The organism is Streptomyces sp. NPDC046876 (genome assembly GCF_040645035.1).
Taxonomy (GTDB): Bacteria; Actinomycetota; Actinomycetes; order Streptomycetales; family Streptomycetaceae; genus Streptomyces.
On the sequence record NZ_JBEYXK010000072.1, the window covers coordinates 1 to 19,525 of the forward strand.

22 protein-coding genes and 1 riboswitch are annotated in these 19,525 nt (G+C 74.0%); of the genes, 11 read left to right on the forward strand and 11 right to left on the reverse strand.

Annotation, left to right across the window (positions count from 1 at the left end):
• Positions 1-131 precede the first annotated feature (131 nt).
• From ABZ924_RS28160 to ABZ924_RS28185, 6 genes are all read right to left on the reverse strand, one after another.
• On the reverse strand, positions 132-308 hold the full coding sequence (locus ABZ924_RS28160) for a hypothetical protein (protein WP_361915534.1): 177 nt from the start codon (positions 306-308) through the stop codon (positions 132-134).
• A 57-nt stretch (positions 309-365) separates the two neighbouring features.
• Positions 366-740 carry a hypothetical protein gene (locus ABZ924_RS28165; protein ID WP_361915537.1) on the reverse strand — a complete coding sequence of 125 codons (375 nt, stop codon included), beginning with the start codon at positions 738-740 and terminating at the stop codon, positions 366-368.
• A 179-nt stretch (positions 741-919) separates the two neighbouring features.
• On the reverse strand, positions 920-1,543 hold the full coding sequence (locus ABZ924_RS28170; protein ID WP_361915540.1) for a class F sortase: 624 nt from the start codon (positions 1,541-1,543) through the stop codon (positions 920-922).
• A gap of 150 nt (positions 1,544-1,693) precedes the next feature.
• Positions 1,694-1,954, reverse strand: a complete 261-nt coding sequence (locus tag ABZ924_RS28175) for a hypothetical protein (protein WP_361915543.1) — start codon at positions 1,952-1,954, stop codon at positions 1,694-1,696.
• A gap of 21 nt (positions 1,955-1,975) precedes the next feature.
• A complete protein-coding gene (locus ABZ924_RS28180; RefSeq protein ID WP_361915546.1) occupies positions 1,976-2,728 on the reverse strand; it encodes a CbtA family protein in 753 nt (250 codons plus the stop codon).
• A 72-nt stretch (positions 2,729-2,800) separates the two neighbouring features.
• Positions 2,801-3,013: a CbtB domain-containing protein gene (locus ABZ924_RS28185; RefSeq protein WP_361915548.1), complete on the reverse strand. Its 213-nt coding sequence runs from the start codon at positions 3,011-3,013 to the stop codon at positions 2,801-2,803.
• Between the two features lie 38 nt (positions 3,014-3,051).
• A riboswitch (cobalamin riboswitch) is annotated at positions 3,052-3,201 on the reverse strand.
• Between ABZ924_RS28185 and ABZ924_RS28190 the strand changes: the two genes are divergently transcribed.
• On the forward strand, positions 3,201-3,677 hold the full coding sequence (locus ABZ924_RS28190) for a histidine phosphatase family protein (RefSeq protein WP_361915551.1): 477 nt from the start codon (positions 3,201-3,203) through the stop codon (positions 3,675-3,677). Its footprint overlaps the riboswitch before it by 1 nt.
• Here ABZ924_RS28190 and pucL read toward each other — a convergent pair.
• Both pucL and ABZ924_RS28200 read right to left on the reverse strand, forming a co-directional pair.
• The gene (gene pucL, locus ABZ924_RS28195; RefSeq protein WP_361915554.1) at positions 3,674-4,591 is read right to left on the reverse strand and encodes a factor-independent urate hydroxylase; all 918 of its coding nucleotides are present in this window, start codon (positions 4,589-4,591) and stop codon (positions 3,674-3,676) included. The two genes, ABZ924_RS28190 and pucL, sit on opposite strands and share 4 nt — an antisense overlap.
• A gap of 237 nt (positions 4,592-4,828) precedes the next feature.
• Positions 4,829-6,181: an aspartate aminotransferase family protein gene (locus tag ABZ924_RS28200; RefSeq protein WP_361915556.1), complete on the reverse strand. Its 1,353-nt coding sequence runs from the start codon at positions 6,179-6,181 to the stop codon at positions 4,829-4,831.
• Positions 6,182-6,421: 240 nt separating this feature from the next.
• Between ABZ924_RS28200 and ABZ924_RS28205 the strand changes: the two genes are divergently transcribed.
• Together ABZ924_RS28205 and ABZ924_RS28210 are read left to right on the forward strand one after the other, a co-directional pair.
• On the forward strand, positions 6,422-7,204 hold the full coding sequence (locus tag ABZ924_RS28205) for an SDR family oxidoreductase (RefSeq protein WP_361915559.1): 783 nt from the start codon (positions 6,422-6,424) through the stop codon (positions 7,202-7,204).
• 85 nt (positions 7,205-7,289) lie between these two features.
• Positions 7,290-10,319: a BTAD domain-containing putative transcriptional regulator gene (locus ABZ924_RS28210; RefSeq protein WP_361915562.1), complete on the forward strand. Its 3,030-nt coding sequence runs from the start codon at positions 7,290-7,292 to the stop codon at positions 10,317-10,319.
• Positions 10,320-10,328: 9 nt separating this feature from the next.
• Here ABZ924_RS28210 and ABZ924_RS28215 read toward each other — a convergent pair whose 3' ends face one another.
• Entirely contained in the window at positions 10,329-11,108 is a 780-nt protein-coding gene (locus ABZ924_RS28215) for an ATP nucleotide 3'-pyrophosphokinase (RefSeq protein WP_361915565.1), read from the reverse strand.
• A 216-nt stretch (positions 11,109-11,324) separates the two neighbouring features.
• On the opposite strand from ABZ924_RS28215, the gene ABZ924_RS28220 reads away from it, so the two are divergent.
• Positions 11,325-12,227, forward strand: coding sequence for a sigma-70 family RNA polymerase sigma factor (locus tag ABZ924_RS28220; RefSeq protein ID WP_361915568.1), 903 nt, complete (start codon positions 11,325-11,327; stop codon positions 12,225-12,227).
• Positions 12,228-12,267: 40 nt separating this feature from the next.
• Here the strand turns inward: ABZ924_RS28220 and ABZ924_RS28225 are convergent, their stop codons facing one another.
• Positions 12,268-12,507, reverse strand: a complete 240-nt coding sequence (locus ABZ924_RS28225) for an alpha/beta hydrolase (RefSeq protein WP_361915648.1) — start codon at positions 12,505-12,507, stop codon at positions 12,268-12,270.
• Here ABZ924_RS28225 and ABZ924_RS28230 point away from each other — a divergent pair.
• On the forward strand, positions 12,395-12,664 hold the full coding sequence (locus tag ABZ924_RS28230; protein WP_361915571.1) for a hypothetical protein: 270 nt from the start codon (positions 12,395-12,397) through the stop codon (positions 12,662-12,664). The two genes, ABZ924_RS28225 and ABZ924_RS28230, sit on opposite strands and share 113 nt — an antisense overlap.
• Here the strand turns inward: ABZ924_RS28230 and ABZ924_RS28235 are convergent.
• Positions 12,609-13,286 carry a TetR/AcrR family transcriptional regulator gene (locus ABZ924_RS28235; RefSeq protein WP_361915574.1) on the reverse strand — a complete coding sequence of 226 codons (678 nt, stop codon included), beginning with the start codon at positions 13,284-13,286 and terminating at the stop codon, positions 12,609-12,611. The two genes, ABZ924_RS28230 and ABZ924_RS28235, sit on opposite strands and share 56 nt — an antisense overlap.
• 119 nt (positions 13,287-13,405) lie before the next feature.
• Between ABZ924_RS28235 and ABZ924_RS28240 the strand changes: the two genes are divergently transcribed.
• The 6 genes from ABZ924_RS28240 to ABZ924_RS28265 all read left to right on the forward strand — a co-directional run bounded on the left by ABZ924_RS28240 (position 13,406) and on the right by ABZ924_RS28265 (position 19,490).
• Positions 13,406-14,338 (forward strand): alpha/beta fold hydrolase, encoded by a 933-nt coding sequence (locus ABZ924_RS28240; RefSeq protein WP_361915576.1) that lies wholly within the window; start codon positions 13,406-13,408, stop codon positions 14,336-14,338.
• A 289-nt stretch (positions 14,339-14,627) separates the two neighbouring features.
• Positions 14,628-14,798, forward strand: a complete 171-nt coding sequence (locus tag ABZ924_RS28245) for a hypothetical protein (RefSeq protein ID WP_361915579.1) — start codon at positions 14,628-14,630, stop codon at positions 14,796-14,798.
• Between the two features lie 290 nt (positions 14,799-15,088).
• A complete protein-coding gene (locus tag ABZ924_RS28250; protein WP_361915582.1) occupies positions 15,089-16,330 on the forward strand; it encodes a YcaO-like family protein in 1,242 nt (413 codons plus the stop codon).
• 70 nt (positions 16,331-16,400) lie between these two features.
• On the forward strand, positions 16,401-17,117 hold the full coding sequence (locus ABZ924_RS28255; RefSeq protein ID WP_361915584.1) for a TOMM precursor leader peptide-binding protein: 717 nt from the start codon (positions 16,401-16,403) through the stop codon (positions 17,115-17,117).
• A 4-nt stretch (positions 17,118-17,121) separates the two neighbouring features.
• Positions 17,122-18,774 (forward strand): nitroreductase family protein, encoded by a 1,653-nt coding sequence (locus tag ABZ924_RS28260; protein ID WP_361915587.1) that lies wholly within the window; start codon positions 17,122-17,124, stop codon positions 18,772-18,774.
• Positions 18,771-19,490, forward strand: a complete 720-nt coding sequence (locus ABZ924_RS28265; RefSeq protein ID WP_361915590.1) for a nitroreductase family protein — start codon at positions 18,771-18,773, stop codon at positions 19,488-19,490. The genes ABZ924_RS28260 and ABZ924_RS28265 overlap by 4 nt, the downstream gene beginning before the upstream one ends.
• Positions 19,491-19,525: the final 35 nt, after the last annotated feature.

Sequence of the window (19,525 nt, forward strand, 5' to 3'; positions counted from 1 at the left end):
GGGCCCGGGTGCTGAACACCGGCCGCTCGGGCACCACGGCCACGGTGCCGTCGGGCAGCCTGCGGGTGTGGGCGAGGTTGGCCCGCAGGGTGCGGCGTATGGCTTCCTGTCCTGGCTGACCTGGCTGTACGTCAGTCCTCGGACGCGGTGCCGCTGACCGCGGCCTCCTCGGGCTCGGCCGGCCGTGCGGCCGGTGTCTCGCGCGCGGGCATCTCCCGCGGAGACGGCTCCCGCCTCGGCGGCGGGGTGGAGCGGACGGCCTCGGCGCGGAGCATGGCGTTGAGCGCGGCGAACGGGTCGATGGGCATGCCGGAACCTCACGGTGGTTCGGGGGAGTACGGGGGGTGCTCTGCTGCTCGGCCCGCTCAGCAGCGCAGCACCACACTCCGCACCGTCGCCCCGGCCGGCGCCGGCCCCTCCGGCGCACACACGACGCCGGCCGCCGCCGGACCGCGGTGTTTCACGTGGAACACCGGCCGCGGCAGCTGCCGGGTACCGGGCAGCCCCCGGACCACCGGCCGTACCGCGGCCCGTGCTTCGGGCTCCGCGGCCGGGTCGGACTCCCGCTCGGCGGGTGCCCCGGGCTCGCCCGGCGACCCGGAGGCGGAATGCCGGACCGCATCCGCCTCGCAGGCCGCGGACGCGGCGGCGGGACCGGCCGCGAACAGGCACAGCAGCGCGACACAGGCGGCCGCGAGGGCCCTGGTCAACGCCGTCCGCGCATGCCGTGTCCCGCTCATGCGGGGGGTCTGCCCCGCCAGGTCTCCGGCCTCCCCGCCCGAGCCGCAGAAGCCCCCGACCGGGGGAGGAAGACACCCCCCACGGCTGACACGGGACCGCAGCCCGGCCGCCACGGCGCGGGACACGGCCTCGGCCGACCCGGCCCGTGCGGTGCGCCGCCGGGCCCGTCCCGCCGTGCTCAGTCGTCGCTCTGCCCGGTGTGGCGCTGCCCGGTCAGCCGGGCCAGGACCGTGGTCTCCCCGCTGACCAGCCTGAGGCGGGCCCGCCCTGGCCGCTGCCCGCGACCGGTGACCCCGGCCGGCGAGACCGCGTCCACGGTGAAGACAGCGGTACGGCCGTCGGCCCGCGCGACCTCGACCGTCAGTCCCCGCCGCAGTTCGCCGAGCCGCAGGTCCTCCGCGTTGACGACGGCCGTGCCCGCCGCTCCCGGAGCCGGGCTGTCGGACTCCCAGGCAGCCTCCTCGCCGTCACCGGCCGTCGCACCGCCCGGGTCGCCGGGCTCGCCGAACGGCAGGTCCGCGCCCAGGCTGGGGATGTACAGCCGCAGCGGCCGAGCGGCCCGCAGCGGGGTGATGGCCGCGGCCCGGGAGGGACGCGACCCCTTCCCCGGCGCGTGTCGCCCCGCATGCTCCAGCTGCTCGACGAGCCGCCGGTGCCCGGACAGGCCCAGGGCCCGGGACGGCAGGGCGTCGGCGGCGCCGGCGGGCGCGACCCGGGCGCCCTCGGTGCCCCGCAGCAGCCCTATCCCGGTGCCCAACAGAACCGCCGTCAGCACGCCGACCACCCACTTGGCGCGGAGCATGGAATGTCCTCCCGGTCCGATGCACCGGCTCCGGCGGCCGGTCCTCCTCAGAGCAGTGGACTCCGTCCCGGCCCCTCGGCACCGTTGACAACGCCGGGGACTGACGTCGCGTCACACGCCCGACGGCGGACGGGGCCGCGGAACGCGCCGTCAGACCACCACGAACGCCACCGCCGCCGCCCCCATGAGGGCGGCGGCGAGGTGAATGGCCGGGTGGCCGTAGTCGCCGTACCAGAGGTGGCGGACCAGGCCGCCGACCGCGGCCAGGGCCGCGATGATGCCGATCTGGGCCAGCAGCGTGACGGCGGTGAAAGGGGCCAGCACCAGGACGACGGAGTTGAGCCAGAACGGGACCGCACCGGTCCATCCGCGCCATCGGCAGAACGCCGTCCGGCAGATCGCCGTCTGCATGTATCACCGGCCCCTCACTGGTCAACTCGTCAGCTGAACAGCCTCCTTGGGGGCGGCGGCGGGGACAAGGGCCCGTTCGGCAAGAAAACCGAAGGCGAGGCCGAAAGTCGTCCACATCGCGGTCTGGATGCCCAGGGTCGCGAGGCGGAACTGCCAGATGAGGGTGGCCGGGAAGTCCTCGGGGACCTCGTTGACGGCCGGCAGGAACGCGTACGCGATCCCGACCGCGGCGACGAAGGCCAGCGAGGCGACGACCGAGGCGTTCCAGTTGCCCATCCCGGGCGCCAGGCGCCGGCCCAGGATCAGTGCACCCACGCCCAGCAGCACGCTCAGCGCGATCATCAGCACGAAGAGCGTGGTCCTCGTGACGACGGTGTCGGGGTCGCCGACGGCCGGCGGGTTGGAGGGGTACTTGAGGAACGGCACCAGGTTGAGGGTGACGAACAGGCCGCCGGCGACGAGGGCCGCCGTGGCCCGCGGGCCGAAGCGGCCGATGCGGCCGAGGGCGTAGCAGAAGACGAGGGCGGCGATGCCGCCGAACGCGACGCCGTACAGCAGCGTGCCGGTGCCGAGGCCGGCCGTGGCCTGCAGGGCCCGGCTGACCGGGCCCTCCTCGGCGTGGTCGTGCCCGGCGGAGGCGGCCTCCTCGAGGGCGATGGCCGCGTCGACCTTGGACTCGCCGAGTACGTACGCGACGAGGAACGCGGCCGCACCGGCGAACAGGCCGGCGAGCATGCCCCGCACCAGCAGGAGGCGGGGGGAGATGGGGTTCATGGGCTTCCCTTGCAGATCGCGGGGATCAGCGGATCAGCGGATCGGCAGATCAGTGGATCGGCGGATCGTGGATCAGTGGCAGGGGAAACCGAGCAGGTGGCGGCCGTCGTGCATCCACTCGTGGACGGTGTCGCCCTCGAAGAGGGCGGTGGCGCCCTGTTCGGCACCGACGAGGTAGAGCAGGACGAGCATCAGGATGCCGGCGAAGACCGCCCACGGGGCGAGCGCGGAGAGCGAGATCGGGGCAACGGCAGGGGCCGAAGCGGGCACGGCGGGGTTGGCCATGGCAGGTACCTCCAGAGGGAACACGCGTCCCGGTCAGTGGTGCTCGCAACGACGGTGGCGGGTCTGACTTCCCTCCCTCGCGGGCGGGTTCACAGTGGCGCGACCGTGCCGGATTTCCACCGGCTTCCGTCGTACCGTCGTCTTGTTTGGTTGTCGTCCGAGACGGTACCCCGCTTATGCTCCCTTTATGAAGAGCGGAGTCGTACGAGTTCGGTTCGTCACAGCGCCGTTCGACGACTCCGTTCGACGGGCGAGGTTCGGCCACGGCGCCCCCTGCCCCGGATACGAGGGCCTGCGCGGCCAGGACACCGGCCGTTGGGCGGGGCGGACCCTGGACGAGGTCGCCGCCGAGGATCCCGAGGGCATCCGGAGCTGGCTGACCGATCCCGCGTACGCGCCGCCCGGCGGGGAGTCCCTCGCCGCACTGACCGCCCGCGTCGGCGCCGAACTGGCCGGCCTGGCCCCCGGCACGCACCGCGCGGTCGTCGAGCAGGCCGTCGTACGGGCGGCCGTGGTGCACGCCCTCGACCTGCCGGCCACGGCGTTCTGGCGGCTCGACGTCCGGCCCGGCCACGTCACCACGCTCACCGGGCGCGCCGGGCGCTGGAACCTCCGGCTCGGCGAACCGGAGGCGGACGCCGGGCCGCCGTCCTCGGACGCCTAGGCCACGATCCAGTCGCTCGTCGCGATGACCGGCTGTACGCCGTCGCGGTGGACGGTGCCCTCGATGAGGCCGTACATGCGGTCCGCCGCGAAGTAGACCTCGTTGTCGTTCTTGAGGCCGAACGGCTCCAGGTCCACCAGGAAGTGGTGCTTGTTGGGGAGGTTCAGGCGCACCTCGTTGACCCGCGGGCAGTTGTCGAGCACCCGCTCGGCCATCTGGTTCAGGGTCTGCTGGAGCGAGTACGAGTACGTCTCGGCGAAGGCCTCCAGCATGTGCTTGCGGACCTTCCTGTACGACCGGTCCCAGTCGAACGCGGCGTCGTCGGCGGCCAGCGCCGAGTGCGCCCAGCGCGCGGTGACCTTGGTCGCCAGGATGCGGTCGTACGCCTCCTTGAGCGTCGTGTACTCGTCCTTGATGTAGCCGTGGAACTCGGAGTTCGTCGAGTTCATCACGGTCAGGTCCTTCAGGCCGGAGATGACCTGCAGGCCGGTGGTCTCGCTGTACGTGATCTGCGCGGTGCGCACCTCCTGGCCCTTGCGGACGAAGGAGTGCTGCTCCTTGCGCGTGGGCACCGGGATCCGCTCCCAGGCGAACTCCTCGATGCGGATCTGCGCCTCGCGGATCGGCGCCTGCGAGGAGACGAAGTGCTTGGCCAGCAGGATGCCGAAGGCCTCGGGGGAGTCGATGCCGTGTTCCTTGCCGAAGGCGTACACCGTGTTCTTGGTGGTGTCGGTCGGCAGGCAGTTGGTGTTGTCGCCGGTGAGGTGGACGTCGCGGAACTCGCCGCGCAGCGCGACCGAGACGTTGAGGTCGCGGATCTCGTGCCAGGAGCCGTCGCTGCCCTTGCGGGTGACCTTGACGATACGGTTCTCGGCCTTGCCGTACTGGTTCTGGGCCAGGACGTGCTTGCTCATGCGCTGTCTTCCTTCGGGTACGCGGAGTCCGGCTGGCTGGATCCCGTACGCCCGGCGTCCGGCGGGCCCGCGGCCCGCCCCCCGCCGTTCAGTCCCCGTGGGACCGCCCCGGGACTGACGTGCATCCCGGTCCGTAGGTGCTCTGTCGGATTTCAGCACGTTCACGTGCTGTTCGTAATGGCGCCGATCCTCCGAGAACGGGCCCCCGCGGCTTGGGCGTCCCTCTGACGGCGCAGGTCAGAGGGTGTGCGCGTCGGCCACCGAGAGGGCTTCGTCGAGGACGGCCAGCCCCTTGGCCACGTCGTCGGCCGCGATGTTGCACGGCGGGGCGACGTGGATGCGGTTGCCGGCGGTCAGCGGCCACAGCCCGCCCTTCTTGCAGGCGGCGGCGAACGCGGCCATCGGGGCGTTGTCGGCGCCCGCGGCGTTGTACGGCACGAGCGGCTCCCGCGTGGCCCGGTCCCGTACGAGCTCCAGCGCCCAGAAGGTGCCCAGGCCCCGGACCTCGCCGACCGAGGGGTGCCGCTCGGCGAGGGCGCGCAGGCCCGGACCCAGCAGCTCGGCGCCGGTGCGGGCGGACTGCTCGACGATGCCCTCCTCCTCCATCACGGTGATCGTGGCGACGGCGGCGGCGCAGGCGAGCACGTGCCCGGAGTACGTCAGGCCCCCCGGGTAGGGGCGCCGGGCGAAGGTCTCGGCGATGGCGGCGGAGATGGCGACGCCGCCGAGCGGGACGTAGCCGCTGTTGACGCCCTTGGCGAAGCAGAGCAGGTCGGGGGTGACGTCCCAGTGCTCGGCGGCGAACCACTTCCCGGTCCGGCCGAAGCCGACCATCACCTCGTCCAGGATGAAGACGATCCCGTACCGGTCGCAGAGCTCCCGCACGCCCGCCAGGTAGCCCGCCGGGTGCACGAGCACGCCCGGGGCGCCGCCGACGGTCTCCAGGATGACCGCGGCGACGGACTGCGGGCCCTCGAAGACGATGGTGTCCTCCAGGTGCGCCAGGGCGCGCTCGCACTCCTCGGCCTCGGAGGCGGAGTAGAAGGGCGAGCGGTAGGCGAACGGCCCCCAGAAGTGCACCACGCCCGCGGTCGCGCTGTCGTTGCCGAAGCGGCGGGCGTCGCCGGTCAGGTTGATCGCGGCGGAGGTGGCGCCGTGGTACGAGCGGTAGGCGGACAGCACCTTGGGCCGGCCGGTGTGCAGGCGGGCCATCCGGACGGCGTTCTCGACGGCCTCGGCGCCGCCGTTGGTGAAGAAGATCTTGTCCAGGTCGCCGGGCGTGCGCCGGGCGATCAGGCGGGCCGCCTCGGAGCGGACGTCGACGGCGAAGCCGGGCGCGACCGTGCACAGGCGGGCGGCCTGCTCCTGGATCGCGGCGGTCACCTTGGGGTGCTGGTAGCCGATGTTGGTGTAGACGAGGGCGCTGGAGAAGTCGAGGTAGCGCTTGCCCTCGTAGTCCCAGAAGTACGAACCCTCGGCCCCGGCGACGGCGAGCGGGTCGATGAGCTCCTGCGCCGACCAGGAGTGAAAGACGTGCTTGCGGTCGGCGTCTTTGACGGCGGCGAGGGCGCCGGCGGCACTTGCGTTCATGACCTGAGCGTAGATGTCCATGATGCGGACTCCTGGGAGGGTCGAGGGCACCTGGGAGTCTGGGCAGTCTACCGCATAGCGGAATGGCTTTTCCGTTTCGTGAAATTCTCTCGGCGCCCGCCGGGTGGTGTGAGCGGTGGTGAGCCGGAGGTGAGGCCGCGGTGAGCGCCGCCGCCGAAAGTGAGCTCGTCGCCGGGTCCGCCGGGGACACCGAGCACACGGAAGCCGAGGAGTACGGACATGGGCGAGCAGCAGCTGACCGGCAGGACCGCACTGGTGACCGGCGGGTCGCGCGGCATCGGACGGGCCGTCGCGCTGCGGCTGGCCGCCGAGGGTGCGCTGGTCGCGGTGCACTACGGAGCCAACGAGGCCGCCGCCGAGGAGACGGTGGCCCGGATCACCGCGGCCGGCGGGCGCGCCTTCGCCGTCGGGGCCCGCTTCGGGGAGGCCGGCGCGGTGGACCGGCTGTTCGAGGGGCTGGTCCGCGGGCTGGAGGAGCACGGCGCCGAGGGCCTGGACATCCTGGTCAACAACGCCGGCATCATCTCCGGCCGCTCGATCGGCCAGCTCGCGGAGGACGAGTTCGCCCTGCTCATGGCCGTCAACGTGAGCACGCCGCTCTTCGTGATCCAGCGGGCGCTGCCGCTGCTGAACGACGGCGGCCGCATCATCAACATGGGCTCGACGGCCAGCCGCTTCGCCGTCTCCACCCAGATCGGCTACACGGTCAGCAAGGCGGCCCTGGAGGCCATGGGCCCCTCGCTCGCCAATGAGCTGGGCCGCCGCGGGATCACCGTCAACACGGTCGCGCCCGGCGCCGTCCGCACCGACCTGACCGCCGGCTACACCGCGGTCCCCGAGGTCGTCGCCGGCCTGGAGGCGATCAGCGCGCTCGGGCGGATCGGCGAGCCGGAGGACGTCGCGGACGTGGTGGGCTTCCTGGCCGGCCCGCAGGGGCGGTGGGTGACCGGTCAGACGGTCGACGTGTCGGGCGGGACCTGGCTCGGGCCGATCGCCGGCTGAGCGGCCCGACTGGTCCGACCTTCCTGAACTGCCTTGATTCCACGGGTGGATCAGCAGGCGGATCACCGGGTGGATAATCGCCGGCATGAGGTTCGGCATCCTCGGTGAGACGCAGGCACGGCACGACGACGGCAGCCGTGTACCGCTCGGCGGACCCGCGCGGCGCGCCCTGCTGGCGCTGCTGCTGATCCGCCCCGGCGCGGTGGTGTCGGCGGAGCGGCTGGCCGAGGAGATCGAGCCGGGCGGGAACGTTTCCGCGCACGCCCTCCAGTCCCAGGTGTCCAGGCTGCGTACGGTCCTGGGGCAGGCGGCCGCCATCGAACGCGTCGGCGCCGGCTACCGGATCGCGGTCCCGGACGGGTCGGTGGACGCCGCGCGCTTCGAGGCGCTGGCCGCCGAAGGGCGCACCGCCCTGGCCGAGGGCGACCCCGCCCGGGCCGCCGCCGTACTGCGCCGGGCGCTGCAGCTGTGGCGCGGTCCCGCGCTGGACGGGCTCGACGGGAGCGAGACGGCCCGCGCCGCGGCGGGGCGGCTGGAAGAGGCCCGGCTCGCGGCCCTGGAGGACCGGATCGAGGCCGAGCTCCGGCTCGGCGAACACCGCGCGGCCGTACCGGAGCTGCGCGAGCTGGTCGGCCGGCACCCGCTGCGGGAGCGGCTGGCCGGGCTGCTGATGCGGGCCCTGTTCGCCCAGGGCGGGCAGGCCGAGGCGCTGGTGGTGTTCGAGGAGACCCGGCGGCACCTGGCCGAGGAGCTGGGCGCCGATCCGTCGGCCGAACTGCTCTCGCTCCACCGCGAGTTGCTGGACACCGCCCCGGCGCCCTCGCCCTGCGCGCCGCCCGCCCAGCTGACCTCCTTCGTGGGCCGGGAGGAGGAAGTGGCCGAGGCCGCCGGGCTGTTGCGCGTGGCCCGGCTGGTCACGCTGATCGGCCCCGGCGGGGTCGGCAAGACCCGGCTGGCCGTCGAGGTCGCGGGCACGGCCGTCGCCGCCGACGACGTCTGCTTCGTGGAGCTGGCGTCACTGGGCGCCGGCGGACCGGCGGGCCACGGGGCGTACGCGGGGCAGCCGGGACAGATCGCGCAGACCGTTCAGGCCGCTCAGGCCGCTCAGGCCGTGCAGACCGTGCAGACCGCGCAGGCCGTGCTGGGTGCGCTCGGGCTGCGCGAGAACGGCCTCCAGATGGGGGACGGCCCTGCGCGGACCGCGCTCGACCGCCTGATCGCGGCCCTGGCCGACCGGCCGCTCCTGCTCGTCCTGGACAACTGCGAGCACCTCGTCGACGAGGCAGCCGCCCTCGCGGCCCGCCTGCTGGCCGCCTGCCCCCGGCTGCGCGTGCTGGCCACCAGCCGCGAACCGCTCGGCGTCATCGGCGAGCACGTCCGGCAGGTCCGGCCGCTGGACGCGGCGGCCGCCGTACGGCTCTTCGCCGACCGGGCCCGGGCCGTACGCCACGGCCCGACCGGCGATCCCGAGGTCGTACGGCGGATCTGCACGGCCCTCGACGGCCTGCCCCTCGCGATCGAGCTCGCCGCGGCACGCCTGCGCACCCTGGACCCCGAGGACCTCGCCGGCCGCCTCGACGACCTCCTCGGGATCACCTCCCGCGGCAGCCGCACCTCCGCCGAACGGCACCGCACCATGCGCTCGGTGGTCGCCTGGAGCTGGGACCTGCTCACGCAGGACGAGCAGCGCGCCGCCCGGCGGTTCACGGTCTTCGCGGGCGGCGCGACGGCGGCCTCCGTGCGGGCGGTGTGCGGCACGGACGCCGACACCCTGGAGTCGCTGGTCGACAAGTCCCTGGTGGAGGCCGTGGGCGCCGGGCGCTACCGGATGCTGGAGACGGTCCGCGCGTACGCCGCCGAACGGCTGGAGGCGGCGGGCGCGGCCGAGGCGGAGGCCACCCGTCAGGCCCACGCCCGCCATCTGCTGGACCTGCACCGCTCGGCGGCCCCGCACCTGCTGCGCGCCGAACAGCTGCAGTGGCTGCCGCGCGTCGCGGCCGAGCACGACAACCTCCTGGCCGCACTGCGCTGGGCGGTCGGTGCGGGCGAGGCGGGCACCGCCGTGGAACTGCTCGCCGCGGCCTCGACCGCCCTGTGGATCCGCGGCGCGTCCGCCGCGGCGGCCCCGCAGGCCGCCGCCCTGCTGGAGGCGGTCGACGCCACCGCCGTGGCCGGTCTCGGCGAGGAGTACGCCGCCTGCGTCCTGCTCGCGGCGTCCACCGCGGCCGGCCGTCCCGTCTGGGAGCGCCACCGCGCCGCGGCGCAGAAGGCGCTGGCCGCCGCGTGGCCGGGCGACCGCCCGGGCCGCTACCCGGTGGTCCTGCTGCTGTGGATGATGCGCCACGCGGGCGAAACCGACGCCCACGACCCCCGGGACGCCGTGGCCGCGTTCGAGCTCGTCTCCGCCCAGCGCGACTGCCCCGAACCGTGGGCTGGTGCGGCAGCCCGGTACGTGTCCGGGTACGCGACCCTCGGCGCGGGCGACGCCGAGGGCGCCGAGCAGGCCTTCGACGCGGCGGCCGAGCGGTTCCGCACGCTCGGCGACCGGTGGGGCACCGCGCTGGCCCTGGACGCCCTCGCCGGTCTCGCGGGCGCCCGCGGCGACGGCGCGCGGGCGCTCGCGCTGACCGACCGGGCCCTCACCCTCACCGAGGAGCTCGGCGCTGTGGAGGACTCCGCGGACCTCCTGGTCAACCGGGGCGACCACCGCCTCCCCCACGACCGGGACGCGGCCCGCGACGACTACACCGCTGCCGCCCACCTCGCCCGCGGCAGCGGCAGCCCCGCCGCCCTCGCCGCGGCGCTGCGCGGCCTCGGCGACATCGCCCTGCTGGAGGGGCTGCCGCAGGAGGCGGAGCGGCTCTACACCGATGCGCTGGACCGGATCGACCCCCACTGGGTCAAGAGCCTCGGCAACCGGGTGCGCTGCCTCGCCGGCCTCGGCCGGATCGCCGGGGACCGCGGGGACCGGGCCGCGGCCCGGAGGTACTTCCGCGGGGTCGCCGAGTCCGTGGCCGCCCTGGGTCCGTCCGTGCCGGCCACCCTGCGCATGATGGGGCTGCCGGAGGAGCTCGTCACGGAGCTGGGCGCCGCGGTGAGTGCCGCGGACCGCTGACGGCCCGCCTCAGCGTCGCCTGCCCAGGGGCGCGGGCGCCGGCAGGCGTACGGGCCCGGGCGCCGTCAGCCGGTCCGCGCCCGGCGGGACGGGCACCGACGCGAAGATCGCGTTCTGCTGCGCCTGGAGCTCCTTCTTCCGCTCGGGGCTCGTGCCGGGCAGGCGCTGCTCCTCGTACAGCTTGTGGGTGGCCTCCTGCGCCCACTTGCTCGCCGGGGTGTGGAACTGGACCTCGAAGAGCTGCCCCGAGCGCGGGGCCCGCCAGCCGGTGTTCAGCCCCTTGTACCCCTGGGCGCGGCCCCAGGTGTTGGACCACTTGGTGCTGTCGTTGCCCCAGTCGGAGAGCAGCCGGGCGGCGGTGGCCACTCCTTCGGTGTACTCCTCGTCCGGCCACTGGAGCGTGTAGCGGACGGCGTCGCCGATGCCGGCGAGGACGGTGTCGACGTTCTGCTCCGGGTGCTCCTCGAGCGAGGTGGCCACCTTGCGCTTGAGGGAGTCGGGGGACTTGAGCCGGTGGTCGAAGCCCGTCAGCTCCGCGCCGGTGATCCAGGCGGCCGCCCTGACCCGGGGGCTGATGGACTTCTCCGCCTCCTGCGCCCGGTCGAGGTACGCGTCGACGCGCTGGTTGTCCTCCCGGTTGAGGGAGAGGCCCCCCTCGCCGGTCCAGCCGTCGTCCGGTGAGGGGGCGGGGGCCGCGGTGGCGGCGGTCGCGGTGGCGGCGCCGCCCAGGGCGAGCGCGGTGGCCAGGGCGGCCGCGACGGCGGTGCGAGTGACGGTGGTCGTCCGCATGGGTCTGTCCTGCCTTCGGGTGGGGGCGTACGGGCTTGCGTACGGGCCGCGTACGGGCCTGGTACGGGACGTGGCGGACGGCACAACGTGCAGGCGGGCGCCGGGGTGACTGCCGACCGGCAGGACGGATGATCCGGGAACCCGCCGTGTTGACCGGAGCGTTGGAGGGGCAGCAGCGAGCAGTCCGGTGCGCAGTGCGACGCGAGGATGTGACAGGTGAGCGAGAAGGAAGCCCTGGCCCGGCGGTTCGAGGAGCACCGGACCCATCTGCGGGCGGTGGCCTACCGGATGCTGGGCTCGCTCAGCGAGAGCGAGGACGCCGTCCAGGAGACCTGGATCCGGCTGAACCGCTCAGACGTCACCGGCGTGGAGAACCTGGGCGGTTGGCTGACCACGGTCACCGGCCGGGTGTGCCTGGACATGCTGCGCTCCCGCACGACGCGCGCCGAGGAGTCGCTCCACGACCAGGACGGCCGGGTCCGCCTCCCCGACCCGGTGGTCACGGGGTTGGCCGGCACGGACCCCGAGTACGAGATGCTCATGGCCGACTCGGTGGGGATCGCCCTGCTGGTGGTGTTGGAGACGCTCGCCCCGGCGGAGCGGGTGGCCTTCGTCCTGCACGACCTGTTCGCTGTCCCGTTCGACGAGATCGCCCCGGTCCTCGGCCGCACCGCGGCGACGACGCGGCAGCTGGCCAGCCGGGCGCGCCGCCGCGTCCAGGGGGCCGTACCGGCGCCCGACCCGGACCTGGTGCGCACCCGGGAGATCGTCGACGCCTTCCTGGCCGCCTCGCGCGGCGGCGACCTCCGCGCGCTCCTGGAGCTGCTCGACCCGGAGGTCGTGGCCCGCTCCGACGGCGGCGCACTGCGGCCGAGCCTGGTCCGCCGGGGCGCGCAGGACGTGGCCTCGCAGGCGATCACGTTCGCCCGGTTCGCCGAGGCCGCGTACCCGGCGCTGGTCAACGGGATCCCCGGCGTGGTCTCCCGCAGCGCCGACGGCGCGCCGCTGTCGGTCATGGCGTTCACCGTCCGGGACGGCAGGATCGTCGCCCTCGACATCCTCACCGACCCCGAGCGCCTCGCCCGCCTCGGGCTCGGGACGGTTCGGGAGGCGGATTGATCAGGAACGGGAAAAGGACTGGGTGAGGAATTCCAGCAGCTCACGCCCCTCCGGCCAGGAGCCCGGGCCGGAGGCGGAGTTGAGGTGCCCGTACGGCCGGGTGCCGGCGCGCCCGCCACCGCGCCGCGAAACCGGCGGCCGCCGCGGGGGAGCCGTACGGGTCGGCGGTGCTGCCCACCACCAGGGCAGGGTGCGGCAGCGGCCGCGCCGACACCCCGCTGAACGTCGCGGCCGCCTGCCGCGGGAAGGCCGGCCCCTGCGGGCCGGGCGGCGCGACCAGGAACGCGCCGGCCGCCGCGCCCGCGGGGCGGGAGCCCCGCCACTGCCCGCAGGCCGGACGCCTGGAGGAGGTCGTCGACGCCCTCGCCCGCTACGGCCCCGTCACGACCTCCCCGGTGCTGCGCTCCTGTCCCGCGAAGCCGCTGCAGGAGGCGTGAAGATCCGGTCCAGGTGGTGGCGCAGCACCGCGGTGGCCGACTCGGGGCCCCGCTGGCCCACGAGGATGCTCGTGCCCATCCCCGCGGCCATGGCCAGCAGGCCGATCGCCTCCGTGCGCGCGTCGGCACCGGGGTCGGCCAGGCCGGCGTCCTGAGCCCGGCCGATCAGTCCGGCCAGGGCGTCCTCGGCGGCATCGGGGTTGTCGATGAACGGCTGGGCGGCCAGCGCCTCGTCGGTGACGGACAGGATCGCGTACGAGGTGTAGAGGAGGTGGAAGGTGCGGCTCTCCTCGTCGGTCGGGAGTGACGCGAGCAGCAGCGCCTCCGCCACCGCCCTCGGCCCCGGCGCCGACCCCGACCCCGGCGCCGATCCCCTTCCCGGCCCGGCGGCGGCGAGGCGGGCGCCCACGCGGGCGGTGAACCGGTCCGTGAGGTGCTGGAGCCCGTACAGGAGCAGCTTCTCCTTGGTCTCGAAGTAGTACTGCACCAGCCGCAGCGACACCCCCGCCTCGGCCGCCACGTCGCGCATGCCGACGGCATGCAGCCCGCGCCGCCCGGCGACCCGCACGAGCGCGTCGGCGATCTCGGCACGCCGCTCCTCGTGGTCCACGCGCTTCGGCACGCCCGCACCCACCTCTCAGTCAGCCCCAGACACAGCGGAAACAGCTTGATGATACGCCCGTACCACCAACATGATACGGTCGTACCACGAACGGAAACGATCTCGCAGGAGGCGCCACCGTGCCCGACACCACCACCCGCCCCGGCTCCCGCCCGCGCCGCGATGTCGGCCGCTACGTCAACGACACCTTGCGCGACCGGTACTTCGCCGCCTGCGACGCCCTGTACGCCCTGGGCGCGCCCGCCCGCTCGGAGGCGGACGTGGAGACGAGCTTCGGCACCACCCACGTCTACCGCTACGGCCCGGCCGACCCGGCCGCCGAGTCCCGTACGCCGGTGGTCCTCATCCACGGCGCCGGCTCCTGTTCCGCGATGTGGTACCCCAACACCCCCGCGCTCAGCGCCGAACGCCCCGTCTACGCCCTCGACACCCCCGGCGACGCCGGCCGCAGCATCCACCGCGAGCCCATGTGGCAGCCCGAGCGCGCCGCCCAGTGGCTCGACGAGGCCCTCGACGCCCTCGGCCTCGACCGCGTCCACCTCGTCGGTTCCTCCTACGGGGGCTGGCTGGTGCTCAACCAGGCCCACCGCCGCCCGGGCCGCCTCGCCTCGGTGACCCTGCTCGACCCGGGCGGCCTGGAGAAGGTCGGCCTGCGCTTCTTCGCCTGGATCTTCATCAGCCTCTTCGCCAGCTTCGCCCCCAAGGCCCTGCGCCCGCGCCTCGCCAAGTGGCTGGAGCAGCCGGTCCTCGTCGTCCCCGAACTGCGCGCCATGGTCCACGCGGGCGCCCGCGCCTTCCGCATCCGCCGCCCGGCCCCGCTCCCCCTCTCCGAGGAGGCCCTGCGCTCGATCACCACCCCGCTCTACCTGGTCATGGGCAAGCGGAGTCTCCTCGTGCACCCGCAGCGCCAACGGGAACGCGTCCCCCGCCTGATCCCGGGGGCCCGGGCCGAAATCCTGACCGGCACGGGCCACGGCCCCCAGATAGACCACGCGACCCTGGTCAACACCCGCATCCTGGGCTTCATCCAGGAAACCGACGCCGCCGCCTGACGCCACCCTTCCCGTACAGCGCCTTCCACACCGCCCCCCGTACCGTCGCGCCCCTTGCGCCGCGGCACGGGGGGCGGTCGTCGTCCGGGCCCCGCCGCTGCATCCCCATGCAGCCAATGCCTGCATGAAGTTGCAGTCGTACCTGCCGCCCGCGCACTTCCCGCACTGGCATATTTCATCTCGCCGAACAATTGGCTGTCGCATCGGGGGAACGATGAATAGCTGGGTAATCCGCGCGAGGCTCGGGGACAAGACCTGTCCGAGGGCCGGCGCCGCCATCCTGGGGGCCGTGGCAGTGGCCTGCCTCCTGGCCGGCAGTGGGGGAGCGGCGCAGGCCGAAACCCGCCCGACCATGGCCTCCATCAGCGAGGTTCCCGCTCTTAAGCAGGGCCTCGCCGACCGTGTGGAGCAGTTGGGCCTCTCGCGGTGGCCGGTGGCGAACACGCACGCCTGGGACTGACCGGGAAACCGACACCCCGCACACCCGGTATACGCCCCGCCCGCCTCCTTTTTGCCCGGCGCGGCGGAATGGGCCGGCCGGCGGGAATGCGCGGAGCTGTGAATTACCCAGTGGTTTCCGGAAAGGTTCGTCAAATGTTGGACGTGAGCGGCACCAGGCCTCCCGGCGGAGCGTATGACGTTCCCGGGGCACTCCCCGAGGCACTCCGCGAAGCACTCCCTGAGGCGCTCCCCGAAGGGCTGCGCCGGCTCGACGCGCTCGTGTCGCACGGCGGTGGGCTCATCGGGAGGGTGACCCGGATATCGCCCGAGTCCTCCGGCCTGGCCGTGTACTCCGCCACGATGGGCGAGCTCGAGCACGTCCAGCCCAACGTACGGTCGACCAGCAGCCGCCCCTCGGGAGTCGAACTCGGCGGTGGGGGCGGCGGCACCGATCCACAGCGCGCGAGGGCCATCTCCATCGCCGAGGCGCTGGAGCGGTACTCCAGCTGTGTCCTGCCGAAGGACCTGGTGTGGGCCACCGCGGAGGAGCTGGGCGACCGGGCTGCCGACATCACCGGCTTCCCGCAACTCAGCAGCACCGAACTGGCGCACCCGAACTGCCCGCTGACGCTGCCGGACCCGGCGGAGCCGATCCGCTGGACGACCGCCTGGTCGCTGACGGAGGGCCGGCCCGTGATGGTCCCGGCGGTGTCGGTGTGGCTGCACATACCGCCCCTCACCCCGGGTGAGCGGTTCACCATGCCCATCTCGACGGGCTGCGCCACCCACACCGACATCAACCGGGCCCTGCTGAACGGCATCTGCGAGGTCGTGGAGCGCGATTCCATCGCGCTGACCTGGCTCCAGCGCCTGCCGCTGCCCCGGATCGAGTTCGACAACGCGTCGGAGGAGCTGACCCGTTCGCTGCGCGAAGTGGAGCGCAAGGGGATCCGCACCACCTTCTACGACGCCACGTCCGAGCTCGGCATTCCGACGCTCTACAGCCTCGACGAGGACCCGCGCAGCGAGCGGGTGCGCCATGTGGTGATGTGCGCGACCGACCTCGACCCGGACCAGGCGGCCGTCAAGATGCTGCGGGAGACGGCATCGTCGCGGATCGCACTGGCGGCCGCCGAACCGCCGCCGGCCAGTCTGGACGACTTCCACAGCGTCTTCCACGGCGCCACGTACATGGGCGTGGCCGAACGCGCCGGGGCGTACGACTTCCTGCGCGCCGAGGACAACGGGGTGCGGCCGTTCTCGGCCCTGCCGCGGCCGTCCACCGGAGACGCCGGGGAGGACCTCCAGCTGGTGCTCCAGCGGCTGAAGGACCGCGGCATGGACGTCTACGCCGTGGAGATGACCACTGCCGAAGCCCGCGAGGTGGGCTTCCGGGTGATCCGCGTGATCATCCCGCAGCTGATGCCGCTGTCGTTCTCGCACCGTGCGCGCTACCTCGGCCACCCGCGCCTGTACGACGGCCCGCGCGCGATGGGCTACCCGGCCCACGCGGAGGCGGACCTCAACCCATGGCCCCAGCCCTTCGCGTAAGGGCGCATGAACACCGAAGAACGTGCACGAGCGCATGAGCACGCGAACGTAGGAGCGGTAGGAACAACGGATGTTCGATCTGCATGTGCTGGCGGTCGGTGACTTCGGCCGTGCGGTGGCCGACCGGCTGAGGAACCGGCCGTCGGTGGTGGTCTCGCCCGAGGCCGACCTCTTCCAGCCGGGGCGCTGGCCCCGCGCCGGGCTGCGCGTGGTCGCCGCCTGGCGGGAGTCCCCCGCCCTGTTCGACCTGGTGGACGGTCTGTCCTTCGCCACCGGGACTCCCTGGCTGCCGGTCACGATGGGAGTCAGTGCGTTGCGCGTCGGCCCGGCCGTCCTGGGCCGGCAGGGGCCCTGTTACCAGTGCTTCCTGGCCCGCCAGTACCAGCACCAGCACCTTCGTGAGCTCGACCGCCGCCTGTTCCGGGCGTACGACGCCGATCCGGAGCTCGGGCCCGGCGGGTTCCTGGAGACCCACGTCGTCCTGGCCGAGACCGCGGTCGGCCCGGTCGCCGACGCCGTACTCGGCGGCGACGGCCCGGCGGAACGCGGCCGGGTGCGCTCCTTCGACCTGCTGTCCGCCGCGGTCTCCGCCGTGTCGGTGGTCCCCGTGCACGGCTGCAGGCGCTGCGACCGGGAGGTGCCCGACGCCACCTGGCGCCGACTGGCCGACGACCTGAGGGAGGTCCTTCCGGTACCCGCGACCGACCCTGCGACCGACCCTGCGACCGACCCCGCGACCGACCCTGCGACCGATTCCGCCGCAGCACTCACCACGAGGAGGGGGTGAACCCATGACCGCTCAGCTGTCCGCAGTCGACCTCGCCTACGCGACGCTCAACGATCCCCAGTTCCGCCTGCCCGCCCATCCGTCGCTGGTACCCGGCGTCGTGCTGCACTGGTCGGAGGACGGCCTGCTCGTCGAGGGGACCGGCAACCGGCGCACCCTCAGCGGCCGGTCCGCCCGGCAGATCCTGCCCGACCTGGTGCCGCTCCTCGACGGTACCCGCACCCTGGACGAGCTCGCCGCCGCGCTCGGGCGGACCGCTCCCCAGATCCGCGCGGTCCTGCTGCTCCTCTACTCCTGCGGCCTCCTGCAAGAGGGCGTGCCGCGCGACACCGCGCCGCAGTCGGTCCTGCTGGCCCGGCTGCTCGACACCACCCGCGTCAACGCCGGCGCCGACGAGGTGCAGGACCGCATGGCGAGCGCGCCCATCGGGCTGTGGGCGGCCGGACCCTTCGGCGAGCTGCTCGCCGAGCGGCTGGGAGCCCTGGGCATGCGCACCGTGCGCCTCGACTCCCTCGACCCCGACGCCTCCGACGGCTTCGAGGCCCCGTCGCTGGCCGTGCTCCACGTCGACCGCGACGACCGGGCCGCCGCCCGGGCGGTCTACCGAGCGCTGCGCCGCCGGGGCGTGCCGGTTCTCCTCACCGGCCCGGACGGCGACGGCCACTCCATCGGTCCCTACAGTGCGGCAGACCACGGCGCATGCCCGGAGTGCCACCTGGAGCAGGCTCCGCCGGGCCCGGCGGAACTGCTCAGCCCGCAGGCCGTCGCCGTGGCTGCCGCACTCACGGCCTTGGAGGTGCTGGCCCTCGTGGGCCGGATCGGCAAGCCGGTCTCCCTCCACGGCCGCGCGCGGATCGACGTGGGTGCCGGGACGTCGCAGACCCGGATCCTCGCGCCGCGGCCCGGCTGCGACCTGTGCGGCGATCCCGCCGTCGAGCTGCAGGACCCGTCGCCCGCGTACGCGTACGAGCACTCGGTCGCCTTCCCGCCGCGTCGGCTGGTCAACCCCAGGGACCACCAGAACCACTTCGAGCCCGCCAACCTCGCCCTCCAGTACGACGTGAAGGAGTACCCGGACGCGGAGGCCGTCGACCTGCCCGGAGCCGGCCTCGGCCTGCTGGACGCCGGAGCCGCGCCGACCGTCGGCATCGAGGTGCTCGGCACGATGCTGGCGGCCGCCTTCGGGCTCAAGCAGCAGCCGCAGGACCGGCGGCAGAAGCTGCTGCGGTTCGCGCCGACCGGCGGGAACCTGGGCTCCCCGACGGCGTACATCGTGGTGCGCGACGTCGCGGGGCTGCGGCCCGGCACGTACGCCTACCAGCCGATCGGACACCGGCTGGCGCGGGTGGCCGAACTGCCGCAGGAGTACGCCGACATGGTCGAACCGGTGCTCCTGGTGGTCACCGGGGCGCTGGTACGGGTCGCCCGGAAGTACCGGACCTTCGCCTACCGGGTGATCCACCTCGACACGGGCGTGGCACTGAGCCACCTGTTGCTGCTGAGCCGCCGGCTCGGCCTGCGGCTGGTCAACGAGCCCGCATGGGACGACGCCGCGCTGATGGCGGCCCTGGGAGTGGAGCGCGAGTTCGAGAGCGTGACCGCCGTCGTCCGGCTCGCGGCCGGCGCCGGTACGGACACGGAGGAGGGGAACCGGTGAGCGATCTTCTGGACATCCTGGCGGCGGTCCGCCAGGACGCCGAGGCGCAGTCGGCGGCGGCGGTCGCGCAGGACCCGCACCGGCCGGGGCGGGCGGAGGCGGGCGACTTCCCGACGCAGGACTTCGGCGCCCTCGCGGAGGGCGGGCTGCGGCCGGCTCTGGAGCGGCGCAGGGCGAATCGTTTCTTCGCCGAGCGGGACGTGGACCCCGCCCTGCTCGGCGCGATGGTCTGCGCCGGTCATGCGGCCGATGCGGCCCTGTGGCCCGACGAGCGGGTGCGCCCCCTGGAGTTCCTCGTGGTGGCGCGCGCCGTGGCCGGGTTGAGCCCCGCCGTCCACCGGCTCGGCCCGGACGGGTTCGAACCGCTGGCCGCCATCTCGGGCGCGGAGGAACTGAGCACCTTCGTGCTCCAGCCCGAGTTCGCCCACGCGCCGGCCCTGCTGCTGGCGGTCGGCTCGCTGGAGGACGCGCTCGGGGCCGACGGCTCCCACGGCCACCGGCGGCTGCTGGAGCGCAGCGGAGCGGCCTGCGAGGCCGCCTGGCTGACCGCGGTGGACGCCGGCCTGGTCGGGAGCATCTTCGCCGGCTTCCTCCCGGCGGCGCTGAAGAAACTCGTGGGCATCGACGGATTTCGGCGGACGCAGTTGCTGGCCCTGGCCGTTGGCCATGCCGTCGACGCGTCCGACGAGCACGGCGGGGCAGCGGCCAACGGCTGAAACCCCGCACAGCACCGGCAGCAGAGAGGAGGTGA

Coding starts and splice junctions, on each gene's coding strand:
- ABZ924_RS28260 (WP_361915587.1), top strand. CDS start 17,122: ATGACCGCTCAGCTGTCCGCAGTCGACCTCGCCTACGCGACGCTCAAC.
- ABZ924_RS28180 (WP_361915546.1), bottom strand. CDS start 2,728: ATGAACCCCATCTCCCCCCGCCTCCTGCTGGTGCGGGGCATGCTCGCC.
- ABZ924_RS28205 (WP_361915559.1), top strand. CDS start 6,422: ATGGGCGAGCAGCAGCTGACCGGCAGGACCGCACTGGTGACCGGCGGG.
- ABZ924_RS28170 (WP_361915540.1), bottom strand. CDS start 1,543: ATGCTCCGCGCCAAGTGGGTGGTCGGCGTGCTGACGGCGGTTCTGTTG.
- ABZ924_RS28165 (WP_361915537.1), bottom strand. CDS start 740: ATGAGCGGGACACGGCATGCGCGGACGGCGTTGACCAGGGCCCTCGCG.
- ABZ924_RS28255 (WP_361915584.1), top strand. CDS start 16,401: ATGTTCGATCTGCATGTGCTGGCGGTCGGTGACTTCGGCCGTGCGGTG.
- ABZ924_RS28190 (WP_361915551.1), top strand. CDS start 3,201: ATGAAGAGCGGAGTCGTACGAGTTCGGTTCGTCACAGCGCCGTTCGAC.
- ABZ924_RS28175 (WP_361915543.1), bottom strand. CDS start 1,954: ATGCAGACGGCGATCTGCCGGACGGCGTTCTGCCGATGGCGCGGATGG.
- pucL (WP_361915554.1), bottom strand. CDS start 4,591: ATGAGCAAGCACGTCCTGGCCCAGAACCAGTACGGCAAGGCCGAGAAC.
- ABZ924_RS28185 (WP_361915548.1), bottom strand. CDS start 3,013: ATGGCCAACCCCGCCGTGCCCGCTTCGGCCCCTGCCGTTGCCCCGATC.
- ABZ924_RS28215 (WP_361915565.1), bottom strand. CDS start 11,108: ATGCGGACGACCACCGTCACTCGCACCGCCGTCGCGGCCGCCCTGGCC.
- ABZ924_RS28160 (WP_361915534.1), bottom strand. CDS start 308: ATGCCCATCGACCCGTTCGCCGCGCTCAACGCCATGCTCCGCGCCGAG.
- ABZ924_RS28200 (WP_361915556.1), bottom strand. CDS start 6,181: ATGAACGCAAGTGCCGCCGGCGCCCTCGCCGCCGTCAAAGACGCCGAC.
- ABZ924_RS28210 (WP_361915562.1), top strand. CDS start 7,290: ATGAGGTTCGGCATCCTCGGTGAGACGCAGGCACGGCACGACGACGGC.